We start from the raw sequence: 26078 nt of genomic DNA, 5'->3' as shown, positions 1-26078 counted from the left end.
CGGTGTGGTCCCGGTCGGTCACGTGCCTTCCTTCAACCAGACATACCCAGCGAAACGGCCGGTGCGCCCCTCGCGGCGGTAGGAGTAGAGGTCCGGGTCCTCGATCGTGCAGCGGCCGTCGACGGTCACGCGGGTCACCCCCGCGGACGCGAGCTGCTCGGCGACGCCGGCGCGGATGTCGAGGCCCGGGGTGCCCTTGGACGTGGTGGCGCGCGCGGCGGGGACGACGGCGGCGACCTCGTCCCGCATCTCCGCGGGGACCTCGTAGCAGCGGCCGCACGCAGCGGGCCCGATGGCCGCGGCCATCCGGGCGGGGTCGGCACCCCGCTCGCACATCGCCTTCACCAGGGCCGGGACCACCCCGGCGGCCGTTCCGGGACGGCCGGAGTGGGCGGCGCCGACGACCCCGGCGGCCGGGTCGGCCAGCAGGACGGGCGCGCAGTCGGCGACGAGGACGGCGAGGGCGAGCCCGGGCACGGTCGTGACGACGGCGTCGACCGGTCCCGGCAGGTCGGTCGAGGTGACGAACGCGACGTCGGCGCCGTGCACCTGCCGCATGAAGACGGTGCGCTCGGGGTCGGCGCCGAGCTCGGCGGCGGCGCGCCGCCGGTTGTCAAGGACGGCGGCCGGGTCGTCGCCGACCGCGCCGCCGAGGTTCAGGGAGTCGAAGGGGGGCCCGCTCACGCCGCCGGCGCGGCCGGTGAAGCCGGCGCCGACGCCGTCGCCCAGGGCGACGGCGGTGATCACTTCAGGAAGTCGGGGACGTCGAGGTCGTCGTCCTCGTCGAAGACCACGGGACGGCGGCGCTGCCCGGAGGAGGGGCCGCCGTCGTTCTCCCCCGCGTGCACGCGGGGGGAGGGCTGGTCGGAGGGCGGGCGGGGCGCGGGTGCGCGGGAACCGCCGGACTCGCCGCCGGACGCGCCGGCGTCCCGGTCGGCCGGCGGGCCCGGCTGCCCGGACGCCGCCCCCTCGGACCGGGACTGCTCGCCGCGTCCGGCGGACCGGTCGTCCTGGGCCCGCGCGGGCACCGGCGCCCGGTCGGCCTCAGGCCGCTGCTGCGCGGGGGCCGGGGGCGGCGGCGCGGCGGCGGCCTGCGCCACCGACTGCTGCTGCGCGGTCGGCTGCGCCGCCGGGGGCTCGGACCGCCCGACCCGGCTGGGGATCGGGTTGGCCGGCGCGGGCGGGGCCGCCGGCGGCGGGACGGGACGCGGAGGCGGGGGCAGCCGCTTGCTCTCCGGTTCAGGGATGGGCTTGGCCGGACGCCCCTCGTCGAAACCCGCCGCTATCACCGTGACCCGCACCTCGTCGCCGAGCGCGTCGTCGATGACCGCGCCGAAGATGATGTTGGCGTCGGGGGCGGCGGCGTTGGACACCAGCTGCGCCGCCTCGTTGATCTCGAACAGCCCGAGGTCGGAGCCGCCGGAGATGGACAGCAGCACGCCGTGCGCGCCGTCGATGCTGGCCTCCAGCAGCGGGCTGGAGATCGCCATCTCGGCGGCGGCGACCGAGCGGTCGTCGCCGCGCGCCGAGCCGATGCCCATCAGCGCCGAGCCGGCGCCGGACATCACGGACTTGACGTCGGCGAAGTCCAGGTTGATCAGGCCCGGGGTGGTGATCAGGTCGGTGATGCCCTGGACACCGGACAGCAGCACCTGGTCGGCGGCCTTGAAGGCGTCCAGGACGCTGACCTGCCGGTCGGAGATCGTCAGCAGCCGGTCGTTCGGGATGACGATGAGGGTGTCGACCTCGTCGCGCAGGGTCTCGATGCCGGCCTCGGCCTGCATCGCGCGGCGCTTGCCCTCGAAGCTGAACGGGCGGGTGACCACGCCGATCGTCAGGGCGCCGAGCGTGCGGGCGATGTTGGCGACCACGGGCGCGCCGCCGGTACCGGTGCCGCCGCCTTCGCCTGCGGTGACGAACACCATGTCGGCGCCCTTGAGGACCTCCTCGATCTCCTCCCGGTGGTCCTCGGCGGCCTTGCGGCCGACGTCGGGGTTCGCCCCGGCGCCGAGGCCCCGGGTGAGCTCGCGGCCCACGTCCAGTTTCACGTCGGCGTCACTCATCAGCAGCGCCTGGGCGTCCGTGTTGATCGCGATGAACTCGACGCCCTTGAGGCCCTCTTCGATCATCCGGTTGACGGCGTTGACGCCGCCGCCGCCGATGCCGACGACCTTGATGACCGCGAGGTAGTTCTGCGGTGCTGCCACGACGAGGGGCCTTTCCGCTCTCTCTGACCGCCCTGCCCGATCTGCCGACCGTGCCGTCGCGGTGTTCCCGACCTGTATTCCGACTGTGTTCTTCGAGCCGTGTGCTCGAACTCGTTTGTGAAGCCTGTTGTGAAGCCCTGCGCGAGCGGGGTAAACCCTCACCCTCAACTTGAGGCTTACAGTTATGTCAACCTGAGGACTGATACGGACAGTAGGGCGGCCTTACCGCCAGGGTCAACTAACCTCCCCCGAACTCGACCGGCGTGTCGCGGACCGCCCGCCTCCGCAGGTCCTCCGCCCGGTCGCCCGAACGGCCTCATTCCGTCTTGAGGACCTCCGGCGAGCTGACGTCGACGGTGCGGACGGCGCGCCCCGCCGCCGTCCGCCGCACGGCGTCCAGCAACCTGATCTTCTCGTCCGCCCGTTCGGCGGCTCCCCACACCACCGTCTGACCGCCCGCCATGTAGAGGGTCACCGCCTCCGGCCCGCTCGCCTCCACCTCGGTGAGCTTGCCGCTCAGCCGTTCGGGCAGGGCGGACAGCACGCCGAGCGCCGCCAGGGTCGCCCGGTCGGACGGCCCGGGCGAGGCGACGGTGAGCATGGGAAGCCCCTCCGGGCGGGACTCCTCGTCGGCGACCGTCACGCCGTGCCGGTCGAGCAGGTGGTAGCCGCCTCCGCCACGGAACACCGCGACCGGCTCGCGCTCCCGGACGACGATGCGGACCGTCCCCGGCCAGCGCCGCTCGATCGCCGCCGACTCGACCTCGCGGAGCCGCTCGACGCGGTCGCGGACCGCGCCCGTCCTGAGCCGCACCATCGGCGTGCCGAGATCGATCCCGGCCGCCGCCACCACCCGGTCGGCGGACGCCAGGCGGGTGCCCGTCACCTCGACATGCCGCACCACCAGCAGCCTCGACCCGAGCAGGACCCAGGACACCGCGCCGAGCGCGCCGACCACCAGGAGGGTGACGAACACCACCTTCCAGCGGTTCGCGCGGGCGCGTCCGTCCGGCTCCGCGGCCTCCGGCTCGTGCTCCGGTTCCGGCGACGCGCGGCGGCCCGTCTGCGCCTCGGTCATGCCCCAAGCCTGACAGTGATCCCCGCGTCCGCGGCCGACCGCGCGGGCGGCGGCGTGTCACGCCCCGTCCCCCGGCAAGCCGTATGCTCCGGCAGGCCCGATCCTCTTGGCAAGCCCGATCCCCTGACGGGCCCTATCTCCCCGACGGGCCCGGCGCCCCGGCGAGACGCGCCAGGACGAGCGGGCCGAGCTGCGTCACGTCCCCGGCGCCCAGCGTGATGACGACGTCGCCGGGACGGGCGAGCGACGCGGCGATACCGGGCACCTCGTCCCGCTCGGGCGCGTAGACGGTCTCGGTGCCCGCCGGGACGGCGTCGGCGACCAGCGCGCCCGTGACGCCGGGCTCGGGGTCCTCGCGGGCGCCGTAGACGTCCAGGACGACCGCGACGTCGGCGAGGCCGAGCGCGGCGCCGAACTCGGCGGCGAAGAACCGGGTGCGGCTGTACAGGTGCGGCTGGAAGACGGCGACGATGCGGCCCTGCCCGCCCTTCTCCCCCAGGTAGTCGCGTGTGGCGTCCAGGTCGGCGGTCAGCTCGGTCGGGTGGTGGGCGTAGCTGTCGAACACCTCGACGCCGCCCGCCTCGCCCTTGCGCTCCAGCCGCCGCATCGCCCCGCCGAACGCGGCGAGGCCGTCGCGCACCGGCGCGTCGTCCAGGCCGAGGGAACGCGTGACCGCGATGACGGCGGCGGCGTTGAGCGCGTTGTGCCGCCCCGGCACGGCCAGCGCGAACTCCCCGTCGCCCTCGATCTCGAAGCGGGAGCCGAGGCCGCGCGGCGTGAACCCGGTCACGCGCAGGTCGGCGCCCTCGGCCTCCCCGTAGGTCAGCACGGTCAGGCCGCGGGCCCGCGCCCGCTCGACCAGCTCCATCGCGACCGGGTCGTCGGCGCCGACGACGAGTGTGCCGCCCGGCTCGATCCGGTCGACGAAACGGGCGAAGTTCTCCTTGACCATCTCGAAGCCGCCGTAGTTGTCGAGGTGGTCGGCCTCGACGTTGGTGACGACCGCGATGCGCGGGGTGTACATGAGGAACGAGCCGTCGCTCTCGTCGGCCTCCGCGACGAACACGTCGCCGGTGCCCTCGTCGGCGCCGAGGCCGGTGGTGACGAGCTGCCCGCCGATGCAGTAGGACGGGTCGGCGCCGGCGTGCTGGAGCGCCACCGTCAGCATCGAGGTGGTGGTGGTCTTGCCGTGGGTGCCGGCGACCGCGACGGCCCGGCGGTCCGCCATCAGCGAGGCGAGCGCGGCCGAGCGGTGCAGGACGCGCAGGCCGCGCGCGCGGGCGGCGACCAGCTCGGGGTTGGTGTCACGGATCGCCGTGGACACCACGACGGTGTCGGCGTCCCCCACGTGCGCGGCGTCGTGCCCGACGAAGACCTTGGCGCCGAGGTCGCCGAGCTGGGCGAGCAGCTCGGAGTCGCGCGCGTCGCTGCCGGACACGGCGATGCCGCGCCGCAGCATGATGCGCGCGACGCCGGACATCCCGGCGCCCCCGATCGCGATGAAGTGGACCCGGCCGAGCTCGGCGGCGGGCACCACCTCCCCCGGATCGATCAGGCTCATCGGGCCGCGCCCGCGGACCGGACCACTTCGTAGACCATCTGGGCGAGCGCGACGTCGGCGTCGCGGCGGCCCATCCGGCCGGCGGCCTCCGACATGTGCGCGACGCGGGCCGGGTCGGCCAGCACCGGCAGCAGGTGCCGGGCGATCCAGTCCGGCGACAGCTCGGCGTTGTCGACCAGCATGCCGCCGCCCGCCGCGACGATCGGCTCGGCGTTCAGCCGCTGCTCGCCGTTGCCGATCGGGAGCGGGACGTACACCGCCGGCAGCGCGACCGCGGCCAGCTCGGCGCAGGTCATCGCGCCCGCGCGGCACATCGCCATGTCGGCGGCGGCGTAGGCGAGGTCCATCCGGTCGCAGTAGGGGATCGTGACGTACTGCGGGCCGCCGGCCGCGGGCTCGGGCTCCTCGGTGTTCTTCGGCCCGACGATGTGCAGCACCTGGATGCCCGCCTGCCGGAAGTACGGCGCGGAGGCCACGGCGGCCTGGTTCAGCGAGCGGGCGCCCTGCGAGCCGCCGAAGATCAGCAGCGTGGGCAGGTCGGGGAGCAGCCCGAAGTAGGAGCGGGCCTTGTCCCCCATCGCGAGCCGGTCCAGCGTCGCGATCTCGCGGCGCAGCGGGATCCCCACGAACCGGGCGTTCGGCAGCGGCGAGTCGGCGTGCGAGACCGCGACGTGCTCGGTGAAGCGGGCGCCCAGCTTGTTGGCCAGGCCGGGCTTCGGGTTGGCCTCGTGGACGATGATCGGAACCTTGCGCTTGCGCGCCGCGAGGTAGCCCGGGGTGGCGACGTAGCCGCCGAAGCCGACCAGGATGTCGGCCTGGGCCTGGTCGAGGACGGAGGCGGCCGCGTTGATCGCCCCGCGCAGCCGGCCGGGCACCGACAGCAGCTGCGGGGTGAGCGTGCGCGGCAGCGGCACCGGCGGGATCAGGGCGAGCTCGTAGCCCCGCTGCGGGACGAGCCGGGTCTCCAGGCCCCGCTCGGTCCCCAGGCAGACGACCCCGGTGTTCGGGTCGTTGCGGCGCAGCGCGTCGGCGAGCGCCAGGGCGGGCTCGATGTGTCCGGCGGTGCCGCCGCCGGCCAGGACAACCCTCATGTCCGTTGACAACTCCTCAGCGTGGTTCGAAGGGGGGATTTCAACGCCGTGCCAGACCCAGCCAGCTTAGAGCCCTCACGACCGGTCCGGGACCCCGTGCGGAGAGTGCCTGCCGCGCGCCGGGCTCGCGCTTGGCGAACGCCAGGAGCATGCCGAGCGCGAACAGGGTCGGGATGAGCGCCGAGCCCCCGTAGGAGACGAGCGGGAGGGGGATCCCCGTGATGGGCAGGACGCCGATGACCGCGCCGATGTTCACGATCGCCTGGACCACCAGCCACGCCGTGGCACCCGCGGCGGCCAGCCGGGTGAACGGGTCCTTCACGCGCCTGGCGATGCGCAGGCCCGCGTAGGTGAGCAGGCCGAACAGGCCGAGCACGACGAGCGTCCCGACGAGGCCGAACTCCTCCCCCACGATCGCGAAGATGAAGTCGGTCTCGGCGTGCGGCAGGTAGTCCCACTTGGCGCGGCCCTCGCCGAGGCCCGTGCCGAACAGGCCGCCCGAGGCGACCGCGAACAGCCCCTGCGTGCCCTGGTAGTTGGTGGTGAGCTGGTTGCCGGACGGGTCGAGGAACCCGGTGAGGCGCTGCATCCGGTACGGCTCGACGATGATGAGGATCGACACGAGCAGGCACACGAGCCCCGCGATGCCGACGAACAGCCGGCCCGGGGCGCCGACGACCCACAGCAGCGCCAGGAAGATCGTGAGGAGCACCAGCGTGGTGCCGAGGTCGCTGCCCAGCATCACCAGCAGGACGAGCACCCCGGCGCCCGGCATCAGCGGCACCAGCAGCGGCCGCCACTCGGTGAGCTGGCCGAGCCGGTCCTTGCGGGCCAGCAGGTCGGCGCCCCACAGCACGAGCGCGAGCTTGGCCAGCTCGGACGGCTGGATCTGCACCGGGCCGAGGTCGACCCAGCGGGTCGCGCCGCCCGCGCTGCGCCCGAGCCCGGGGACCAGCACCAGCGCCAGCGCGACCACCGACAGCAGCAGCAGCGGGTAGGCGAGCGCGCGGAACGTCTTCACCGGCAGCCGGGACGCCAGCCACATGCCGGGCAGCCCGATCGCGACCCACACGGCCTGCTTCTGGAACAGCGTGTACGCCGAGCCCGTCGCCTGGAGCTGCTTCACGCTGGAGGCCGACAGCACCATCGTCAGGCCGAGCGCGAGCAGCATCACCGAGCAGCCCAGCACCAGGTAGTAGGAGGTGAGGGGGCGGTCGAGCAGCCCGACGGCGGCGACCACCTGCTCCCGTGGCCCCGGACGCCGGGCGGCGCCGTCCTCCCCGGCCGCGGTGGTCATCGCTACCGGGCGTCCCGGGAGAGGCGCTCGACCGCCGCTATGAAGGCGTCCCCGCGGGCCGGGTAGTTGGCGAACATGTCGAAGGAGGCCCCGACGGGCGCGAGCAGCACGGTGTCCCCGGGCCGGGCGAGGCCGGAGGCGCGGGCGACGACGCGGTCCATGGCCCCAGTGTCGGTGTCGGGGACGTCCACCACGGGGACATCCGGGGCGTGTCGCGCGAGTGCCTCGGCGATCCGGTGCCGGTCCCGTCCCATCAGCACGGCGCCGCGCAGCCGCCCGGCGCATGAGCGCACGAGGTCGTCGACGTCCAGGCCCTTGAGGAGGCCGCCGGCGATCCACACGACGCTGTCATAGGCGGCGAGGGACGCTGCGGCGGCGTGCGGCTGGGTCGCCTTGGAGTCGTTGACGTAGGCGACGCCCGCGACGTCGGCGACGTGCTGGATGCGGTGCGGGTCGGGGACGAACGCCCGCAGCCCCTCGCGGACGGCCTCGGGCGGCACGCCGAACGCGCGGGCCAGCCCGGCGGCGGCGAGCGCGTTGGCGACGTTGTGCGGCGCGAACGGCCGCACGTCGCCGAGCGCGGCCAGTTCGGCGGCCTCGCTCGCGGGGTCGTCGGTGAAGGCCCGGTCGACCAGCAGCTCCTCCACGACGCCGAGCTCCCCGGGGCGCGGCACCCGGAGGGTGAAGCCGATCCGCCGGGACACGCCCTCGGCGCGTTCGGCGAGTGCCGCGGAGGTGTCGTCGTCGGCGTTGTAGACGGCGACGCAGCCCGGGGCGAAGATCTTCGCCTTGGCGCCGACGTAGGCGTCCATCGAGCCGTGCCAGTCGAGGTGGTCGGGTGCGACATTCAGCACCGTGGCCGCGTACGGGGCGAGCGAGCGGGACCAGTGCAGCTGGTAGCTCGACAGCTCCACCGCCAGCACGTCGTGGGGCTCGCCGACGGCCTCCACGATCGGCGTCCCGACGTTCCCGACGGCGAGGGCCTTGCGGCCGGCGGCGGTGAGCATGCAGGCCAGCATCCGCACGACGGTGGTCTTGCCGTCCGTCCCGGTGATGGCCAGCCAGGGCGCCGCGCCCTCGGGGCGGAGCCGCCACGCCAGCTCCACCTCGCCGATGATCTCGATGCCGGCCGCGGCGGCCGCGGCGAGCAGCGGCGCGTCCGGCCGCCAGCCCGGCGAGGTCACGACGAGGCCGGTGCCCGCCGGGAGGGACTCGCCGTCGCCGAGCCGGACCACGACCCCGCAGGCCTCCAGCTCGGCGGCGTGCCCGCGCTGCTCCGCGCCGTCGCGGGCGTCCACGAGGGTGACGCGGGCACCGCGCGCGGCGAGGACGCGGGCGGCGGCGCGGCCGGACACGCCGAGCCCGGCCACGCACACGCTCGGGCCGTCCCAGGAACGGCCCTCCCAGGGGCTCTCGCTCACTTCTTCGGCATCCATTCCAGGTAGAACAGGCCGATGCCGATCGCCACGAAGAGCGCGGACATCAGCCAGAAGCGCACGACGATGGTGGTCTCGGCCCATCCCGACAGCTCGAAGTGGTGCTGCAGCGGCGCCATCTTGAACACGCGTTTCCCGGTCATCTTGAACCCGCCGACCTGGATGATCACCGACAGCGTGATCATCACGATCAGCCCGCACAGGATGGCGAGCAGGAACTGGGTGCGGGTGAGGATCGCCAGGCCGACCAGGACGCCGCCGAGGGCCAGCGAACCGGTGTCGCCCATGAAGATCTTCGCGGGCGGGGCGTTCCACCACAGGAACCCGAACACGCCGCCGAGCACGGCCGCGGCGACCACCGCGAGGTCCAGGGGGTCGCGGACGCTGTAGCAGTTGGGGGCGAGGGCGGCGGCGCAGCTGTTGCGCAGCTGCCAGTTGCCGATGATGACGTAGGCGGCCAGCACCATGCCGGCCGGGCCCGCCGCGAGACCGTCCAGCCCGTCGGTGAGGTTCACGCCGTTGGACATGGCCGCGATGAGCAGCAGCGCCCACACCACGAACAGGTACGGGCCGATCGAGGGGCCGAAGTCGCGCAGGAAGGACAGGTGGGGGTCGGCGGGGGTGACGTCGTAGCCGTTGGGGAAGTTCAGCGACCCCACCGCGAACACGACGCCGACGAGGACGATGCCGATCATCTTGGCGCCGCTGCGCAGGCCGAGGCTGCGCTGCTTGAACACCTTGATGTAGTCGTCCACGAACCCGACGAGGCCGAGGCCGGTCATCAGGAACAGCACGAGGATCCCCGAGATGGTGGGGACCTCCCCGGTGAACAGGTGCGCGGCCGCGTAGCCGACGAGCGAGCCGACGATGAAGACCGTCCCGCCCATCGTGGGGGTGCCGCGCTTGTTCAGGTGGGCCTCGGGGCCCTCGTCGCGGATCATCTGGCCGTAGCCGAGCCGGTTGACGATGCGGATCCACACCGGTGTGCCGACCCCGACGAAGATCAGCGCGATCCCCGCGGCGATGATGATGTTGGTCATCGGCCGTCCTCCGCGAGGATCGCCTCGGCCACCCGTTCCAGGCCGGCCACGCGGGAGCCCTTCACCAGCACGACGTCCCGCGGCGCGAGCCGCTCCCTGAGCACGGTCACCGCCGCGCCGACGTCATCCACCTGTACGCACTCTCCCGTCCATGACGCCACCTGCCCGGCCCCTTCGGCCATCGCCGCCGCGTTCGCGCCGACCACCACGAACCCGGCGATCCCGCTGCGCGCGACATGCTGCCCGATCCTGGCATGTTCCGCCACGGACGAGTCACCTAGTTCGGCCATCTCGCCCAGCACCGCGTAGGCGCGGCGGCCGCGGGCCAGATGCACGAGCACGTCGATCGCGGCGCGGGTCGAGTCGGGGTTGGCGTTGTAGGCGTCGTTCACCACGGTCACCCCGTCGGCCCGCTCGGTGACCTCCATCCGCCACCGGCTGACCGGCACGGCCGCCGAGAGCGCCTCGGCGATCGCTCCGGTCGCGAGCCCCGCCGCGCGCGCGGCGGCGGCCGCGGCCAGCGCGTTCGGGACGGCGTGCGAGCCGTGCAGGCGCAGCGCGACCGGCGCAGCGCCCTCCGGCGTGACCAGGGTGAAGCGCGCCCGGCCCTGGTCGTCGAGGGTCTCGCCCTCGGCGCGGACCGCGGCGCCCGGCGAGCGGCCGAACGTGACGACCTCGCCCTTCGTCCGGGATGCCATCGCGCCGACCAGCGGGTCGTCGGCGTTGAGGACGGCCGTGCCGCCCGGCGGGACCGCTTCCACGATCTCGCCCTTGGCCACGGCGATGTTCTCCCGGCTGCCGAACTCACCGACGTGCGCGGTGCCGACGTTCAGCACGACGCCGACGTCCGGGCGCGCGATCCCGGTCAGGTAGGCGATGTGGCCGATGCCGCGGGCGCCCATCTCCAGCACGAGGTGCCGGGTGGCGGGGTCGGCGCGCAGCACGGTGAGCGGCAGCCCGATCTCGTTGTTGAACGAGCCGGGCGGGTAGACCGTCGGGCCCGCGCCGCTCAGGACCTGCCCGATGAGGTCCTTGGTGGAGGTCTTGCCGGCCGAGCCGGTGACCGCGACGACGGTCACGTCCGGCAGCCGCTCCAGGACGGCCCTGGCGAGCCGTCCGAGCGCCTCCTGGACGTCGTCGACGACCACGCACGGCCCGTCCACCGGGTGTTGTGCGAGCACGCCCGCCGCCCCGGCCGCGAGGGCCCCGGCCGCGAAGTCGTGCCCGTCCGCGCGCTCGCCCTTCAGCGCCGCGAACAGCGCCCCGGGTTCCACCGCGCGGGAGTCGATCACCACCGGGCCGGTGACCACGGGGTCATCCAGTACGGGGTCGTCCACCACCGGGTCCGCCGGCCCGTGCCGGGTCCCTCCCGTGATCTCCGCGATCGTCGACAGCGGAAGTGGGATCACGCCTGCGTCCCGTCCCCTCTTGTCCCTTGTCCATGGCGCCGGAACGCGTCCGCACGGCGCCGGAGCGCGGCGCGCACGACCTCCCGGTCGTCGAACGGGTGTATCTCGCCCGCCACGTTCTGGCCCTGCTCGTGCCCCTTGCCCGCGACGACGACGACGTCGCCGCGGCGGGCGCGGCCGACGGCCAGGTCGATCGCTGCGGCGCGGTCGGGCTCCACGACGATGTGCGCGCGCTCCGGCTGCGGCACCTTGAGCCCGCCCTCGACCATAGCGGCAAGGATGGCCAGTGGATCTTCCGACCTCGGGTTGTCGTTGGTGAGGTACGCCATGTCGGCCAGCCGCGCGGCGGCCTCGCCCATGAGCGGCCGCTTGCCGCGGTCGCGGTCGCCGCCGCAGCCGATCACCACCGCGAGGTCGCCCTCGGTGACGGGCCGCAGCGCGTTCAGGACGGCCTCGACCGCGCCCGGCTTGTGCGAGTAGTCGACGAGGGTCACGAAGTCCTGCCCCTCGTCGACCCGCTCCAGCCGCCCGGGGACGCCCGGCAGCGAGGCCACCCCACGGACCGCCGCCTGCAGCGGAATGCCCGCCTCCACCAGCGCGACGATCGCGGCCAGGGCGTTGGCGACGTTGAACGGCCCGGCGAGGCGGACCTCGCCGTCGGCCTCGATGCCGAGGGGCCCGACGACGCGGAACACGCTGCCGTCGGCGCCGACGCGCACGTCCTCGGCCCGCCAGTCGGCCGCCGGGTCCCCGGTCGGGGAGAACGTCGTCGCCGGCACCGTGGCGATCTCCAGCAGCTCGCGGCCGTAGTGGTCGTCGAGGTTGATCACGCCGACCCGCGAGTACTCGGGCGTGAACAGCCGCGCCTTCGCGAGGAAGTAGTCCTGCATGGTCGGGTGGTAGTCGAGGTGGTCCTGGGACAGGTTGGTGAACACCGCGACCTCGTAGCGGGCGCCGCCGACCCGGCCCTGGACGAGCGCGTGGCTGGACACCTCCATCGCGGCGGCGCCGACGCCGCGCTCGCGCATCATCGCCAGCAGCGCGTGCAGGTCGGTCGCCTCCGGCGTGGTGAGCGCGCTCGGCACCCGGTCGCCGCCCACCCGGATCTCGACGCCGCCGACCAGGCCCGTCTCGATCCCGGCGGCGCGCAGGCCCGCCTCCAGCAGGAACACCGTGGTGGTCTTGCCGCTGGTGCCGGTCACGCCGATGAGGGTGATGTCGCTGCCGGGCTCGCCGTACACCCACGACGCCGCGTCGCCGAGCCGCGCCCGGACGTCCCTCGTCACCAGGACGGGCAGGCCCGTCGCCGCGGCCCGGTCGTGACCCTCGACGTCGGTGAGGATCGCCACGGCGCCGGCCTCCGCGGCCTGGGCGGAGAACTGGGCGCCGTGCGCGCGGGCGCCGGGCAGCGCCACGTAGACGTCGCCGGGCAGCACGGCGCGCGAGTCGTGTGTGATCCCCGTGACGGACACCGCGTCCCCCGCGGTCCCCCCGCCCTGCCCGTCCTGTCCGATTCCGAGAAGCGCCGCGAGTCCGCTCAGCGGACGAGCCGGGTTGGTGGTGGGACGCATGGCGTTTCTTTCGTTGCGGACGGTACGGGACTGGTGGGACACGGGTGGTGGACTCACAGGCGAGGAGGGTACTCGCTGCGCTCAGTCGCGGGCGCGGATCTCGATGATCGGCGGCCTGCTCCCCGTCGGCGGGATCTTCTCGGACTGAAGCGCGAAGCTCATCACGTCCTTGAAGACCGGTGCCGCCGCATCGCCACCATAGTGGCTCCCGCGCTTCGGATCCTGCAGGACGACCTGCACCACCAGGCGCGGGTCGTCCGCGGGCGCGAACCCGGCGAACGAGGCGGTGTAGCCGCCGCCGTCGTAGCAGCCGCAGCGCGGGTTGACGATCTCGGCGGTGCCGGTCTTGCCTGCGACGCGGTATCCCTTGATCTGGGCCTTCGGGGCGGTGCCCTCCTTCGTCGTGACGCCCTCCAGCATGTCGCTGATCTGCCGGGCCGTCTTCGCGCTGATGACCTGCTTGCGCTCCGGCGCGGGCGCCGGGGTGAACCTGTCGTGATCCCCGACGGTGCCCGCGACCAGGTTCGGCGCGACGCGGACGCCGCCGTTGGCGATCGTCGAGTACACGCTCGCCATCTGCACCGCGTTCACCGAGACCGTCTGCCCGAACGCGATCGGGTACCGGTCGGTGCCCGACCACCTGGTCGGCGGCTCCAGGAGGCCCGCCGTCTCGCCGGGCAGCGGCAGGCCGGTCCGCCGGCCGAACCCGAAGTCCCGCAGCGTCTGGTAGAGCCGCTGCGGGCCGATGCTCTCGCTGGCCATGATCGTGCCGACGTTGCTCGACTTGGCGAGCACGCCGGCGAACGTGAGCCGCTCGGGCGGGTGGGTGTGCGAGTCGTGGAACACCAGGTCGTACTTCTTGATCTTGTCGGGGACGGTGTAGGGCGTCTGCGGGGTGACGCCGCCGTGCTCCATGACGGCCGCGGCGGTGACGACCTTGCCGGTGCTGCCCGGCTCGTAGGCGTCCTGCACCAGGGGGCTGCCCCAGCGGGACCGGTCGGAGTCGGCGTAGTCGTTCGGGTCGAACCCCGGCGCGGAGGCCATCGCGAGGAGCCGGCCGGTGCGCGGGTCCATGACGATCACGGTGCCGCTCTTGGCCCTGCTCGCCCTGACCTGCTGCTCGATCGCCTGCTGCGCCTTGAACTGCAGGTCGCGTTGCAACGTCAGCCGGATCCCGCGGCCGGGCACCGACGGGCGCTTCTGGTCCTCGCCCATGGGGATGTGCTGGCCCTCGGGACTGATCTCGACCCGCTGCCAGCCCTCCTTGCCGGCGAGCACGCCGTTCAGCGAACTCTCCAGGCCGGCGGCCCCGCTCCCCGTGTCGTTCACGAAACCTATGACGCTGGCGGCCAGCGAATCGTTGGGATATTCCCGGCGATATTCCGGCAAAGTACCGATGCCGAGGAAGTTCCACGAGCTGACCAGCCGCGCCTGGTCGGGGCGGACCCCGTGCGCGAGGTACACGAACCGCGTCCCGGGCTTGCTGATCTGCTTCAGCAGCGTCGCCGGGTTCAGCCCGAGCGTCGGGGCCAGCGCGTTGACGATCGGCTGCCGCCGGTCCGCCTTGATGAGCGAGGGGTCCGCGAAGATCGCGCGGGCCTCCACCGTCATGGCGAGCGGGTTGCCCTGCGCGTCGGTGATGTCGCCGCGGACGGCGGGCAGCGTGAGCTCCCGCATCCGCTGCAGCATCGCCTGCTCGGTGTACTGCCCCGAGTCGATCGTCTGGAGCTGGACGAGCCGCCCGGCGAACAGCGACAGCACGAACGCGACGACGAGCAGACCGACGTTGAGCCGCTTGAGCGGGTCGCGCCGGTGGAAGGGGACCCGGGACCGCGGGGGGCGGCCGGGCGGGGGGCGCCGTCCGGAGCCGCCGGCGCGCGAGCCGCGGGGGGCCGCGCCGTCCGGCTTAGGCCGCGCGCTCTGGGCGTTGCGGGCCGTGCGGCCCTCCGCGGCCGTGCCCTTGGCGGGCGCCTTCTTCCGCGCGGATCGCTTGAGGGCCGTCGCCGCGCCGCCCGTCCGCCCGCTCGGCTTCTCCTTGCGTGCGGTGTCCTTGCGCGGGGGCTCCTTGGGCGGGGTCTCCTTGCGGGGGGCCGGAACCGTGCCGCCGCGCGCGGGACGGCGGGCACCGCCGCCCTTCGTGCCCGCCCGTCCCGCGCCGTCCGCCCGTCCCGCGGGCGGGCGCGGCGTGCTCCCTGTCTGACGCCCGGACGCGCGCGCCGCGCCCGGGCCGCTCTTGTCGTCCCGCCCGGCCGCGCCGCGCGGGCCGCGCCCGTCCGAGCCGCGTTTGCGCCCGGGGGGCGGCCCGGCGGGACCGCGTCCCGGGCCCTTCGTCACCGTTCCACCCGCTCCCCGCCGTACCCGCGCCCGCTCACGGTGCCCCGTGCCCGGTCTGTGTACCTGTGCCGTTCCGTGTTCCTGTGCCGTTCCGTGTGCCCGCGCCGGTCCCGTTCCGCGTTCCCGCGCCGGTGCCGTTCGTCCGGGCGTCGGCGGGCGGGACACCGTCGCCGGGGATCACGGTGCCGGGCACGCCGAGAACGCCCGCCGCGCCGGCCGACGCCGCCGCCGAGTGCGGGACCGGGCGGATGGTGCCGCCGGGGCGGCCGGGCTCGGTGGAGAAGAAGGCCGGGTCCTTGCCCTGCCTCATGCCGAGCCCCTCGGCCTTCTTCGACAGCTGCTGCGGGGCCCCCTCGCGGGCGATCTCCTCCTCGTAGGCCTGGCGCTGCTGTTCGAGCTGCTTGTTGCTCTGCTGCAGCCGCGTCAGCGTGAAGGCGTCCTTGGCGAGGACGGTGTTGAGCAGCAGCAGGCTGACCAGCGCGCCGCCGAGCAGCCCGACGATGAGCAGGACGAACGGGGCGCGCGGCGCGGTCTGCCCGCCGCGCGCCGACGCGGCGGCGCCCTGCGCACCACCGGTCGGGCTGCCGGCGCCCTTCGTGTTCTTCGCGACCTTCGTGCTCTTGGCCGGAGCCGCCTTGACCGGCGTCGCCTTCGCCGCCGTCGGCCTCGCGGGCGTCGGCTTCGCGGGGGGCGGCTTGACGGGAGCGGTCCCGGCGGACCGGCTCTTCGGCGGCGCGGGCCTGGCCGGGGCGGCGCCGTCCAGGCGCTCCGGGGTCCTCTTCTTGGGCGCCTTGGTCGGCGGCCGCCTGCTCGTCGTGGTCATGTCGCCTCCCGGACGCGCTCCGCGGCGCGCATCCGCACCGATCCGGCCCGTGGGTTGGTCGTGGTCTCCTCGTCGGACGCCAGCTCGGCCCCGCGTGTCAGGAGCCGGAACCTCGGCTCGTGCTCGGGCAGCGGGACCGGCAGCTCCGGCGGGGTCGTGTCGGCCGCCTGGGCGGCGAGGACCTGCTTGGTGATGCGGTCTTCGAGGGAGTGGTACGACAGGACGGCCACCCGGCCGCCGACCGGCAGCGCGGCGAGCGCGGCGGGCAGCGCCCGGCGCCAGGTGTCGAGCTCCGCGTTCACCTCGATGCGCAGCGCCTGGAAGGTGCGCTTGGCCGGGTTGCCGCCGGTGCGGCGGGTGGCGGCGGGGATGGAGGTGCGCACCAGGTCGGCGAGTCGCCGGGTGGAGTCCAGCGGGGCGCGCCCGCGCTCCCGGACGATCGCGGCGGCGATGCGCTGGGCGAACCGCTCCTCGCCGTACTCGCGCAGGATGCGGGCGAGCTCGGCGGGCGGGTAGCCGTTGACGACCTCGGCCGCGGTGAGGCTCTGGGTGCGGTCCATCCGCATGTCGAGAGGGGCGTCATAGGAATAGGCGAAGCCGCGGTCGGCCTCGTCGAGCTGCGGGGAGGACACGCCGAGGTCGAACAGGACGGCGTCGACCGCCCGGACGCGGAGCCGGCGCAGCACGGAGGGGATCTCGTCGTAGACGGCGTGTTCCAGCGTCACGCGGTCGCCGAACGGGGCGAGCCTGCGCGCGGACCGCTCCAGCGCCGTGGTGTCGCGGTCGAGGCCGATCAGGCGCAGCTCCGGGACGGCCCGCAGCATCGCCTCGGCGTGACCGCCCATGCCGAGCGTGGCGTCGAGGTACACGGGAGCGCGGCCGGCGACGGCCTCGGCGGCGGGGACGAGAAGTTCGAGAACGCGGCCGAGCATGACCGGGATGTGGCCGCCGTCGGGCCCCCGGTCCTGCGCCGCGTGGTTCCTTGCGCTGTTCCCCGCTCCGTTCTCCACGCCGTCCATGCCTCACCCCCTGTACTGCCACCTCGCTCGCGGACTGTGTGGCATCGCCGGACCGGACCGTCCCGCGCCCCCGGCGGCGGCCTCGCCCGGCCAGGTCCCCATCCGCTGCCCTGGAGGAAGATCACCGCGTTGCCCGCGGGGGGTCGCCGTCTGGCACCGGGGAAGCTGCGCCAGCTGGCTGGAGAGCGGCTGGAGACCTGGCCGAACGTGGGCCAGTGCCGGTCAACGGACCGACGAGTCGTATCTCAGAGAATCCCTGGCAACACCTCCTCCGAGACGTCGGAGAAGGTCTGCTCCTCCTGCTCCAGGTAGGTCTCCCATGCCTGGGTGTCCCAGATCTCCAGACGCGTGTTGGCCCCGATGACCGTGCAGTCGCGGGTGAGCCCCGCGTACTTGCGCAGCGGCGGGGGAATCGTGACGCGGCCCTGCTTGTCGGTTACCTCGTCGGAGGCGCTGGCGAAGAAGACCCGGCTGTAGCTCCGGACCGCCTTCTCGGTGACCGGCGCGGCACGCAGAGCCTCGGTTATCCGCTGGAACTCCGCCATGGGGAAGACGTACAGGCAGCGTTCCTGGCCCTTCGTGATCACCAATCCCCCCGACAGCTCCTCGCGGTACTTCGCCGGCAGGAACAGTCGTCCCTTGTCGTCGAGGCGCGGTGAGTGAGTGCCGAGAAACACCGGCCCCACCTCCCGCGCCGCATGGGGCGCTACCGCCCCCCACGGCGCCCCACTCTACTCCACTCTTCCCCACCGTCAACAAGAAAAACACCGTCCACGCGCCGTTTTCTGCGACGAAATCCCAGGTCAACGGGGGTGGTGTGGAGTGGGGCCCAGCGGCGCCCCCTCAGCGCGCCGCATCGGCACAAGCCGGTTCAGACCGCCCCCGCGCGGGGGCACGGCACGGTCCCGAGGGGCGGGGTGGAGTGAAGTGGTGCGTTGCGCGCGTCGTTTGTCGTCGTCCCCGTGGAGCACAATTGGCTCGCGTTCCACATGAACATCGCAGTGGGCGTTCCAAAGACGTACTGTCGTTTGGAACGGCTGAGGAGGGGTTTGGTGGCAGTAGGCACGCACGGCGAGTCGTTCATGGAGACCGACCCCCCGGCATCCCACCCGGCCCGGCGCGGCGGCCGTGACGCCGGCGGCGACGCGGGGGGCCGTGATGACGCGGGCCGTGGCGCGGGAGGCGGCGGGCTCGACGGGCTCGCCCACGTCGCGAACAAGATCCGCGACGCCGTGGAGTCGGTGATCGAGGGCAAGCCCTCGGTGGTGCGGCTCGCGCTGACGGTGCTGCTGGCGGAGGGGCACCTGCTCATCGAGGACGTGCCCGGGGTCGGCAAGACGATGCTCGCCAAGGCGCTCGCGCGCTCGGTCGACTGCTCGGTGCGGCGCGTGCAGTTCACGCCCGACCTGCTGCCGAGCGACATCACCGGGGTCAGCGCCTACAACCAGGAACGGCGCGAGTTCGAGTTCAAGCCGGGCCCGGTGTTCGCCAACATCGTGGTCGGCGACGAGATCAACCGGGCGTCCCCGAAGACGCAGTCCGCGCTGCTGGAGTGCATGGAGGAGCGCCAGGTCACGGTCGACGGCACCACCTACGCGCTGGAGCCGCCGTTCATGGTGATCTCCACGCAGAACCCGGTGGAGATGGAGGGGACCTACCCGCTGCCCGAGGCGCAGCGCGACCGGTTCACCGCCCGCATCTCGATGGGCTACCCGGACCCGGCCGCCGAGCTGGAGATGCTGGAGACGCACGGCGCGTCGTCCCCGCTCGACCGGCTCACCCCGGTCGCGCACGCCGCCGACGTCCGCGACCTCATCGAGGTGGTGCGGGCCCAGCACGTCGCTCCGGCGGTCCGGCAGTACGCGATCGACCTCGTCTCCGCCACCCGCAGGCACCCGGAGCTGCGGCTCGGCGCGTCCCCGCGGGCGACCCTGCACCTGGTGCGCGCCGCGCGGGCCTACGCCGCGCTCGACGACCGCGACTACGTCGTCCCCGACGACATCCAGGACCTCGCCGGCCCCGTCCTCGCGCACCGGCTGCTGCCGACCGCCGAGGCGCAGGTGGAGCGCCGCCGCCCCGAGCAGGTCGTCGCCGACCTGGTGAAGCGCCTGCCGGTGCCCTCCCCCGGCAGGTGACGGGTGCGACGGGCGCTGGCCGGCCTCACCACGCGCGGGCGGTCGTTCGTGGCCGCCGGGGCGACCGCGATCGTCTGCGCGGTGGCGCTCGGAGAGCGCGACCTGCTGCGCGCCGGCGTGCTCGTGCTGGCCCTGCCCCTGCTGTGCACGATCGCGGTGGCGCGGACGCGGTACCGGCTGGCCTGCGCGCGGCGGCTGGAGCCGTTGCGGCTGCCGGTCGGTCACGAGTCCCGCGTCGACCTGCGGCTGGAGAACGTGTCGCGGCTGCCGAGCGGGCTGCTGATGGTGGAGGACCGGGTCCCCTACGCGCTCGGCGGGCGGGCCCGGTTCGTGCTGGAGCGGATCGAGCCGCACGCGTTCCGTGAGCTCGGCTACCGGATCCGCTCGGACGTGCGCGGGCGTTTCCGGGTGGGGCCCCTGACCGTCCGGCTCGCCGACCCGTTCGGGATGGTGGAGCTCGTCCGCTCGTTCAGCCTGTCCGACACGCTCACGGTGACGCCGTCGGTCGTGCCGCTGCCGCCGAGCCGGCTGTCGGGCGCGTGGACGGGCGGCGGCGACAGCGTGGCCCGCGCGGTCTCCGCGGCGGGCGAGGACGACGTGGCCCCGCGCGAGTACCGGCACGGCGACGACCTGCGGCGCGTGCACTGGCGGTCCACCGCCCGGTACGGGGAGCTGATGGTGCGGCGCGAGGAGCAGCACTTCCAGAGCAGCGGCACGCTCTTCCTCGACACCCGCCGCTCCGCGCACTGGGGCGACGGGCCGGGCGGCTCGTTCGAGCAGGCCGTGTCGGCGACCGCGTCGATCGGCGTCCACCTCGTCCGGACCGGCATGAGCCTGCGTTACGTCACCGACGGCGGGGAGGCGCTGCCGGCCGGGCCCTCCGAGGGCGCGTTCGAGGGGCTGCTGCTCGACGCGCTCGCCGTCGCCCGCCGGTCCAAGGGCGGCTCGCTGTCGGCGGGACTGGCCGCACTGCGCGGGCGCGGCGCGGGCCGGGAGGGCGACGGCCTGGTCGTCGGGGTGTTCGGCGTCCTGTCGGACGAGGAGGCCCGCGCGGTCTCCGCGGCCCGGCGCGGCACCGGCACGTGCGTCGCGGTACTCCTCCGCAGCGGCCCCGAGGACGGCAGAGCGCAGGACGGCGGAACGGCCGCGGGGCTGCTGCGCGCGGGCGGCTGGCGCGTGGTGACCGTCCGATCCGCGGCGGAGCTGGCCGGGGCGTGGGCGCGGGCCGGCAAGGCCGGCGAGGACTTCGTGTCAGGGTCGGCGCATGACTGAGGGCAGTGCATGAACGAGGGCAGTGCATGAACGAGGGCGGCGCATGAGGGTCCGGATGACGGTGATGGCCGGGCTGGCGACGCTCGCCGGCTCGCTCGGGCTGTATCCGCTGTTCGAGAAGGCGAGCTGGTTCTGGGCGGGGTTCGGCGCGGTGCTGGCCGTGTCCGGCGGCGGCCTGCTGGCGCGGCGCCTGCGCACGCCCGCTCCGGTCGGCCTGATGTTCGGGCTGGCGGCGCTCCTTCTCTACCTCAACCTCGCGTTCGCCGGCGGCGAGGCGTGGCTCGGGGTCGTGCCGTCCCCGGAGTCGCTGCGGCACCTCGGCGAGCTGGCGGACGAGGGCTGGCGGGCGGCCAACCGGTACGCGGCGCCCGTCCCGCTCGTCCCCGGCATCGCGATGCTGGCCGCCGCGGGCATCGGCCTGGTCGCCGTCCTGGTGGACCTGCTGGCCGTGCGGTTGCGCCGCGCCGCGCCCGCCGGGCTGCCGCTGCTGGCCATGTACAGCGTGCCCGCGGCGATCCGCGAGGACGGCGTCAGCTGGCTGGCCTTCGGCATCGGCGCGTTCGGGTTCCTCGCCCTGCTCATGGCCGACGCCCGCGAGCAGGTCGGCGGCTGGGGCCGGACGGTGGCGACGCGCCGCCGCCCGCGGGAGGTGCCGCTGGCGGGCGCGCAGCCGCCGCCCGGAGACCCCGCCGACCGGCCCGACGCCTCGGCGCTGGCGGCCAGCGGCCGCCGGATCGCGGCCGGCACGGTCGCCGTCGCCGTGCTGCTGCCGGCCGCGGTGCCCGGCCTGCACCCGCGCGGCGTGTTCGGCGTGGGCGGCGGCTCCGGTCCGGGCACGCAGACCGTGACGACGCCCGACCCCCTGGTCAGCCTGAAGCGGGAGCTGACCCGGCTGGACGACTCGACCGTCCTGACCTACCGCAGCGACGCCCCGGAGAGCCCCGGCTACCTGCGCCTCTACGCCCTCGACCGGTTCGACGGGGACCGGTGGACCTACAGCCCGCTGAAGAGCAGCTCCAAGGACCGGCTGACCGGCGACCGCGCCCTCCCCTCCCCGCCGGGGCTGACCGTCGCGCCCTCGCGCGAGGTGACCACCGAGGTGCGGGTGCGGCCGGAGGTCAGGAACATGACGTTCCTGCCGGTGCCGTACGCCCCGGCCAAGGTGTCGATCAAGGGCGACTGGCGGGTGCACGGCCCGTCGCTGATGATCTACTCGCTGCGCGACTCGGCGGGCGGGCGCTCCTACACCGTCAAGAGCCTGATCCCGCAGCCGACCGCCGGGCAGCTGGCCGCCTCGGGGCCCTACCCGCCCGAGGTCGTCGCCCAGTACACGGCGGTGCCCAAGAACGTCCCGCCGCAGGTCAGGAAGCTCGCCGCGGACGTCACCGCCGGGTCGGCGACCGCGCTCACCCAGGCCGTGCGGCTGCAGCGCTGGTTCACCATTTCCGGCGGCTTCACCTACGACCTGTCCGCGCCCGCGCCGCAGCACGGCAGCGACCTCGTCGACTTCCTGCTGCACAGCAAGCGCGGCTACTGCGAGCAGTTCGCCGCCGCGATGGCGCTGATGGCGCGGATCCTCGGGATCCCGTCGCGGGTCGCGATGGGCTACACGCCGGGTAGCGAGGTCAAGCCCGGCGAGTGGGTGGTGCGGTCGCGCGACGCGCACGCCTGGCCCGAGCTGTACTTCGAGGGTTCGGGATGGGTGCGCTTCGAGCCCACGCCGAGCGGCGCCGCCGGGCAGGGCACCGCCGCCGCCCCCGCCTACAGCCAACCCGCGATCAGCACCGGCGGCGGGCCGGAGGAGCAGACCACGCAGGCGCCGGACCCCTCGTCCCCGGACGCGGGCTCGACCACCGCGCCCGCCGGCCCCCGGCACCGCAACGACGAGGGCGCGGGCGGCGCGACCGGCGCCCAGGAGGAGGACGACGGCGGGTTCCCCGCGGCGGGGTGGCTCGCCGGCATCCTGCTGGTGCTGATGCTGATGGCGGTGCCGATGACGATGCGAATCTTCACGCGGTGGCGCCGTTGGGCGGCCCTGGCCGCCTCAGCGGCCGGGACGCCGACGCCCGCGGGGACGTCCGCCCCCGATCCGGCCGGTGAGGCGGAGGCCGCGCGGCGGAAGCGGACACCGGATCCGGCCGGAACGGTGGAACCCGCGAACGGGACGCGGGCCCCCGATCCGGCCGGGGCGGCGCACGCCGCCTGGCAGGAGATGCGCGCGGACGCGCTCGACCACGGCCTGGAATGGCGGGCCAGCGACTCCCCGCGCGCCGCCGCGCGCCGGCTCGGCGAACTGCTGGAGATGGACGCGCCGAGCGTGCAGGCCCTCACCCGGATCGCCCGCGCCGAGGAACTGGCGCGCTACTCGCGGACCCGCGCCTTCGAGCCCGCCGAGCGGCTGCGCGCCGACGTGCGGACCGTCCGGGAGGCGTTCGCCGGGTCGGTGGGCCGCCGGACGCGGTGGCGCGCCCGCCTGCTGCCGCCGTCGACGATGGCGCAGACCCGCACCGCGCTCCGCACCGCCGGAGACCGCGCCCTCGACGTCACCGCCCGCGTGAACGACCTGCCGTCCCGCCTCCGCCGCAGGTAGGCGCGCGAGGGCCGGGGTCAGGCAGGGCGGGTCGCTCGCCGCTCGGTGAACGCGCGTGCCTTGGCGCGGTTGCCGCACACCCGCATCGAGCACCACCGCCGGGACGCGTTCTTGGAGGAGTCCCAGAAGACCCAGGCGCAGTCGTGCGCCGGGCAGCGTCGCACTCGCGACCAGTCGCCCCCGGCCGACGCGGCGAAGTAGGCGGCGGCGATCCGCCCCAGGGCCTTGGAGAACGACCCGCCGCTCGCGGCGAGGTCCGGTCCGTCCTTCGCCGCATCCGTGCCGGCCGGAAGGCGCAGGGTCAAGGGCAGGGCGGCCAGAACCTCCTGGGCGGCCCGTACGTCCTCGGGGTCGACCGGTTCGCCGGTGTTGGCGAGCGCCAGGCCGCGCAGCCCGCGCCTGAGGTCGATCGCCGCCTGGACGTCCGCCGCGGTGACGGACGGCCTGGAGTGGCACAGCCTCTTCTCGACAAGCCAGTTCGCCAGGGCCTCCGGACCGTCGCCGAACACGTCCGTGCCGTCCTCGACGTCGACGGTGTTGAGGAAGTCGACGACGGGTCGCACCGCCGGAGGAAGTTCTCGCATGCCCGCTCCTGATGGTTCTCGCTCTAACCAGCAAACCCCATCACTGGTTGACACGCAAACTTCTAACCATCTAACTTCTTCATCGGTTACACGCACAGCCGGGAGGTCGCATGGTGCCGTGGTCCGAAGACCTCAAGGGGGAGCTGCACGAACATGTCGTCACGAGCGAGGCACTGCGCGGCAATCCGCTGGGCGATCCGCACGAGCGGCCGCTGTGGGTCCACACCCCGCCCGGCTATGGCGATCACGCCCGTTATCCGACGATCTACATCATCCAGGGCTACTGCGGGACCATCTCCATGTGGCGCAACAGAACGCCGTTCCGCCGCACCCTTCCCGAGTTGGTCGACGCGCTCTTCGCCCGCGAGGACGTGGCGCCCGCGCTGGTCGTGTACGTGGACGCCTGGACCGGCTACGGCGGCAGCCAGTATCTCGACTCGCCGGCCATCGGCGCCTATCACACCTACCTGTGCGACGACGTGGTGGCGTGGGTCGACGAGCACTATCGCACCCTCGCCCACCGCGACGCGCGCGCGATCACCGGAAAGTCCAGCGGCGGGTACGGAGCGATGGTGACGGCCATGCTGCGTCCCGACCTGTTCGGCGCCTTCGCCACGCACGCGGGGGACGCGCTCTTCGACGCCTCGTACACGCCGTCCTTCCCCCGGCTGGCCAGGAGGCTGCGGGACGAGTTCGGCGGGTCGTACGACACGTTCCTGGAGTACTTCCGGAACTGCGAAGTCCCGCTCCTGCACGAGCTGGACGAACTGCTGATCGAAACCTACGGCTACGCGGCGGCGTACTCCTCGGACGCCGACGGCACGGTGCACGTGCCGTTCGATCCCGCGACCGGCAGGCTCATCCCCGAGATCTGGCAGCGGTGGCTGGCCTGGGACCCGGTGCGGATGGCGGCGGGCCACGCCGAGGCGCTCCGCTCGATGCGGGCCATCTGGATCGACGCCGGACGCCGGGACGAGTACTACCTCGACCTCGGTGCCTCCGCGTTCCACCAGGCGCTCACGGACGTCGGTGTGTCACCCGAGCGGATGTACTTCGAGCTGTTCGACGGCACCCACGCTCGCATCGAGTATCGCTACCCGCCCGCGATCGCATGGCTGACCGGGCATCTCACCACGGAGGACCACTGATGATCTCCATTCTCGCGGCTCCGACGAACCTCGGACTGCGGCCGCCGCAGGAGACCAGCGTCCCGGGGTGCGCCAAGGCGCCCGAGGCGTTGCGCGAGGCCGGACTGCACGCCCGCCTCCTGCGCGACGGCGCCGAGGACGCCGGTGTCGTCATCGCGGGGAGGTACGTCGACGACTGGGTCTCCGGCTCGGGCAGGGTGCGCAACCAGGACGCCCTCGTCGACCACGCGACCCGGCTGGCCGGCCGCATCGACGCGATCCTCGACCAGGGGCGCGCTCCGCTCGTCCTCGGGGGCGACTGCAGCGTCCTCGTCGGCACCGGAGTCGCACTCGCCCGCAGGGGCCGTTACGGCCTCGTTCACATCGACGGTCACACCGACTTCCGCCACCCCGGCAACTCGGACCGATGCGCGAGCGTGGCCGGTGAGGACCTCGCCGCCGCCGTCGGCCTGCACTGGACGGCGGTGTCCGACATCGAGGGCCTGTCCCCCTACTTCGCCCCGGAGCACGTCGTCCACGTCGGTTGCCGCGACGGCGACGAGGAACTCGACGAAGTACGGGAGGTCCTCGCCGGGGTCGTGCCGGCACGCCAGTGGATCACCGACCCGGCCGGCGCGCTCGACACGATCCGGAGGACCGTCGCCGCCGACGGCCTCGACGGCTACTGGTTGCACGTCGACATCGACGTCCTCGACCCGGCGTACATGCCCGCCGTCGACAGCCCCGACCCCGGCGGACTCGCGCCCCGCCAACTGACCGCGCTGCTCGGCGAGCTGGCCGCCGGCGCGGTCGGCGCCGATGTCTGCGTCTTCGACCCCGACCTCGACTCCGGCGGAGGGTACGCCCGGCTCGTGGCCGACACGATCGCCGACGGCCTCGGCGGCCTCGGCGCTCGTGAGGCATGATCCTCCCCGGGCATCGCGCCCGGACACGCGTTCGTCCCGGCCCCGCGGTCACCCCGCGTACGGCCGGGACGGGTCCCTCGTCAGCGCCCGGTGACTCTGGGGACGCCCCCAGACCCCGGGACGGGACCGAGCGTCGTCTCGCGCTCAGTCACCCTCGGTGCGGCGGCGCCAGCGTTCCTCCATGCGCTCCATGAAGCCCGCCTTGGCGGGACGCGCCTGCCGGCCGCCTCCGCGCGCGGACTCGTTGCCGATGCCCGTCATCCGCTTCCAACTCGTCAGCGCCCAGACGCAGCACACGACCATCAGCAGGAAACCCGTCACGCTGATGGCGATCGTGACCGTGCCCTCGTTGATCACGAGACCGGCCATCAGTGCGCACACGCCCACCACGAAGCCGAGGGCCGCCTTGACGATCCGGCGCTTGTAATGGACCTGGGGGTTGGTCGAGCGAACCGCGTGAGCGAACTTCGGATCCTCGGCGTACAACGCCGATTCGATCTGTTCGAGCATGCGCTGCTCGTGCTCAGAGAGCGGCACGGCACCTCCCAGCGACAGCTCCGCGACGGAGTATCCGATGC

21 protein-coding genes are annotated in these 26078 nt (G+C 74.0%); 5 read left to right on the top strand and 16 right to left on the bottom strand.

The genetic code is table 11. The features are described 5' to 3' along the window. Positions 1-18: 18 nt before the first annotated feature. The 14 genes from pgeF to mraZ all read right to left on the bottom strand — a co-directional run bounded on the left by pgeF (position 19) and on the right by mraZ (position 17543). Positions 19-747 carry a peptidoglycan editing factor PgeF gene (pgeF, locus tag BJ999_RS15060; RefSeq protein WP_179833889.1) on the bottom strand — a complete coding sequence of 243 codons (729 nt, stop codon included), beginning with the start codon at positions 745-747 and terminating at the stop codon, positions 19-21. Beyond that, positions 744-2207 carry a cell division protein FtsZ gene (ftsZ, locus tag BJ999_RS15055; RefSeq protein WP_179833888.1) on the bottom strand — a complete coding sequence of 488 codons (1464 nt, stop codon included), beginning with the start codon at positions 2205-2207 and terminating at the stop codon, positions 744-746. The genes pgeF and ftsZ overlap by 4 nt, the downstream gene beginning before the upstream one ends. Positions 2208-2523: 316 nt before the next feature. Further along, entirely contained in the window at positions 2524-3285 is a 762-nt protein-coding gene (locus BJ999_RS15050; protein ID WP_179833887.1) for a cell division protein FtsQ/DivIB, read from the bottom strand. Between the two features lie 133 nt (positions 3286-3418). Further along, the gene (gene murC, locus BJ999_RS15045) at positions 3419-4846 is read right to left on the bottom strand and encodes a UDP-N-acetylmuramate--L-alanine ligase (RefSeq protein ID WP_179833886.1); all 1428 of its coding nucleotides are present in this window, start codon (positions 4844-4846) and stop codon (positions 3419-3421) included. Next, positions 4843-5937 carry an undecaprenyldiphospho-muramoylpentapeptide beta-N-acetylglucosaminyltransferase gene (murG, locus tag BJ999_RS15040; RefSeq protein WP_089312300.1) on the bottom strand — a complete coding sequence of 365 codons (1095 nt, stop codon included), beginning with the start codon at positions 5935-5937 and terminating at the stop codon, positions 4843-4845. Before murG ends, murC begins: the two co-directional genes overlap by 4 nt. A gap of 40 nt (positions 5938-5977) precedes the next feature. Next, positions 5978-7234 (bottom strand): putative lipid II flippase FtsW, encoded by a 1257-nt coding sequence (gene ftsW, locus BJ999_RS15035; RefSeq protein ID WP_179833885.1) that lies wholly within the window; start codon positions 7232-7234, stop codon positions 5978-5980. A 2-nt stretch (positions 7235-7236) separates the two neighbouring features. Beyond that, a complete protein-coding gene (gene murD, locus BJ999_RS15030; RefSeq protein ID WP_229809910.1) occupies positions 7237-8655 on the bottom strand; it encodes a UDP-N-acetylmuramoyl-L-alanine--D-glutamate ligase in 1419 nt (472 codons plus the stop codon). Then, complete coding sequence (gene mraY / locus BJ999_RS15025) at positions 8652-9710, bottom strand: phospho-N-acetylmuramoyl-pentapeptide-transferase (RefSeq protein WP_179833883.1); 1059 nt, start codon at positions 9708-9710, stop codon at positions 8652-8654. Before mraY ends, murD begins: the two co-directional genes overlap by 4 nt. Next, on the bottom strand, positions 9707-11119 hold the full coding sequence (locus BJ999_RS15020) for a UDP-N-acetylmuramoyl-tripeptide--D-alanyl-D-alanine ligase (protein WP_179833882.1): 1413 nt from the start codon (positions 11117-11119) through the stop codon (positions 9707-9709). Before BJ999_RS15020 ends, mraY begins: the two co-directional genes overlap by 4 nt. Beyond that, positions 11116-12690, bottom strand: coding sequence for a UDP-N-acetylmuramoyl-L-alanyl-D-glutamate--2,6-diaminopimelate ligase (locus BJ999_RS15015; RefSeq protein WP_179833881.1), 1575 nt, complete (start codon positions 12688-12690; stop codon positions 11116-11118). The genes BJ999_RS15020 and BJ999_RS15015 overlap by 4 nt, the downstream gene beginning before the upstream one ends. An 81-nt stretch (positions 12691-12771) precedes the next feature. Then, positions 12772-14469 (bottom strand): peptidoglycan D,D-transpeptidase FtsI family protein, encoded by a 1698-nt coding sequence (locus tag BJ999_RS15010; protein ID WP_218935830.1) that lies wholly within the window; start codon positions 14467-14469, stop codon positions 12772-12774. Positions 14470-15058: 589 nt separating this feature from the next. Continuing rightward, positions 15059-15847 carry a cell division protein FtsL gene (gene ftsL / locus BJ999_RS15005; RefSeq protein WP_179833879.1) on the bottom strand — a complete coding sequence of 263 codons (789 nt, stop codon included), beginning with the start codon at positions 15845-15847 and terminating at the stop codon, positions 15059-15061. Beyond that, positions 15844-16866 carry a 16S rRNA (cytosine(1402)-N(4))-methyltransferase RsmH gene (gene rsmH / locus BJ999_RS15000; protein WP_179833878.1) on the bottom strand — a complete coding sequence of 341 codons (1023 nt, stop codon included), beginning with the start codon at positions 16864-16866 and terminating at the stop codon, positions 15844-15846. Before rsmH ends, ftsL begins: the two co-directional genes overlap by 4 nt. A 245-nt stretch (positions 16867-17111) precedes the next feature. Next, positions 17112-17543: a division/cell wall cluster transcriptional repressor MraZ gene (gene mraZ, locus BJ999_RS14995; RefSeq protein WP_179833877.1), complete on the bottom strand. Its 432-nt coding sequence runs from the start codon at positions 17541-17543 to the stop codon at positions 17112-17114. Positions 17544-17918: 375 nt separating this feature from the next. Between mraZ and BJ999_RS14990 the strand changes: the two genes are divergently transcribed. Genes BJ999_RS14990 through BJ999_RS14980 form a run of 3 tightly spaced genes read left to right on the top strand, consistent with a single transcriptional unit; the run spans position 17919 to position 22863 of the window. Then, positions 17919-19001, top strand: a complete 1083-nt coding sequence (locus tag BJ999_RS14990; protein ID WP_229809909.1) for an AAA family ATPase — start codon at positions 17919-17921, stop codon at positions 18999-19001. A gap of 3 nt (positions 19002-19004) precedes the next feature. After that, entirely contained in the window at positions 19005-20273 is a 1269-nt protein-coding gene (locus BJ999_RS14985) for a DUF58 domain-containing protein (protein ID WP_179833876.1), read from the top strand. A 43-nt stretch (positions 20274-20316) separates the two neighbouring features. Then, entirely contained in the window at positions 20317-22863 is a 2547-nt protein-coding gene (locus tag BJ999_RS14980; protein WP_229809908.1) for a transglutaminase TgpA family protein, read from the top strand. Positions 22864-22880: 17 nt separating this feature from the next. Here BJ999_RS14980 and BJ999_RS14975 read toward each other — a convergent pair whose 3' ends face one another. Continuing rightward, positions 22881-23447 carry a CGNR zinc finger domain-containing protein gene (locus tag BJ999_RS14975; protein ID WP_179833875.1) on the bottom strand — a complete coding sequence of 189 codons (567 nt, stop codon included), beginning with the start codon at positions 23445-23447 and terminating at the stop codon, positions 22881-22883. 110 nt (positions 23448-23557) lie between these two features. Here BJ999_RS14975 and BJ999_RS14970 point away from each other — a divergent pair, with 110 nt between their 5' ends. After that, positions 23558-24595 (top strand): alpha/beta hydrolase, encoded by a 1038-nt coding sequence (locus BJ999_RS14970; protein ID WP_179833874.1) that lies wholly within the window; start codon positions 23558-23560, stop codon positions 24593-24595. Beyond that, positions 24595-25500, top strand: a complete 906-nt coding sequence (locus tag BJ999_RS14965; RefSeq protein WP_179833873.1) for an arginase family protein — start codon at positions 24595-24597, stop codon at positions 25498-25500. The genes BJ999_RS14970 and BJ999_RS14965 overlap by 1 nt, the downstream gene beginning before the upstream one ends. Before the next feature lie 144 nt (positions 25501-25644). Here the strand turns inward: BJ999_RS14965 and BJ999_RS14960 are convergent, their stop codons facing one another. Continuing rightward, positions 25645-26037 (bottom strand): DUF3040 domain-containing protein, encoded by a 393-nt coding sequence (locus BJ999_RS14960; RefSeq protein WP_179838549.1) that lies wholly within the window; start codon positions 26035-26037, stop codon positions 25645-25647. Positions 26038-26078: the final 41 nt, after the last annotated feature.

This window comes from Actinomadura citrea (assembly GCF_013409045.1).
GTDB classification, from domain to species: domain Bacteria; phylum Actinomycetota; class Actinomycetes; order Streptosporangiales; family Streptosporangiaceae; genus Spirillospora; species Spirillospora citrea.
This window is presented reverse-complemented; position numbering and strand designations above follow the sequence as displayed.

What these genes read in the sequence shown, in the direction of transcription:
- ftsL (WP_179833879.1), bottom strand. Translation starts at nt 15,847, where the DNA reads ATGACCACGACGAGCAGGCGGCCGCCGACCAAGGCGCCCAAGAAGAGG.
- BJ999_RS14965 (WP_179833873.1), top strand. Translation starts at nt 24,595, where the DNA reads ATGATCTCCATTCTCGCGGCTCCGACGAACCTCGGACTGCGGCCGCCG.
- ftsW (WP_179833885.1), bottom strand. Translation starts at nt 7,234, where the DNA reads ATGACCACCGCGGCCGGGGAGGACGGCGCCGCCCGGCGTCCGGGGCCA.
- mraY (WP_179833883.1), bottom strand. Translation starts at nt 9,710, where the DNA reads ATGACCAACATCATCATCGCCGCGGGGATCGCGCTGATCTTCGTCGGG.
- BJ999_RS15050 (WP_179833887.1), bottom strand. Translation starts at nt 3,285, where the DNA reads ATGACCGAGGCGCAGACGGGCCGCCGCGCGTCGCCGGAACCGGAGCAC.
- BJ999_RS14975 (WP_179833875.1), bottom strand. Translation starts at nt 23,447, where the DNA reads ATGCGAGAACTTCCTCCGGCGGTGCGACCCGTCGTCGACTTCCTCAAC.
- BJ999_RS15015 (WP_179833881.1), bottom strand. Translation starts at nt 12,690, where the DNA reads ATGCGTCCCACCACCAACCCGGCTCGTCCGCTGAGCGGACTCGCGGCG.
- BJ999_RS14980 (WP_229809908.1), top strand. Translation starts at nt 20,317, where the DNA reads ATGAGGGTCCGGATGACGGTGATGGCCGGGCTGGCGACGCTCGCCGGC.
- murG (WP_089312300.1), bottom strand. Translation starts at nt 5,937, where the DNA reads ATGAGGGTTGTCCTGGCCGGCGGCGGCACCGCCGGACACATCGAGCCC.
- murC (WP_179833886.1), bottom strand. Translation starts at nt 4,846, where the DNA reads ATGAGCCTGATCGATCCGGGGGAGGTGGTGCCCGCCGCCGAGCTCGGC.
- BJ999_RS14970 (WP_179833874.1), top strand. Translation starts at nt 23,558, where the DNA reads ATGGTGCCGTGGTCCGAAGACCTCAAGGGGGAGCTGCACGAACATGTC.
- rsmH (WP_179833878.1), bottom strand. Translation starts at nt 16,866, where the DNA reads ATGGACGGCGTGGAGAACGGAGCGGGGAACAGCGCAAGGAACCACGCG.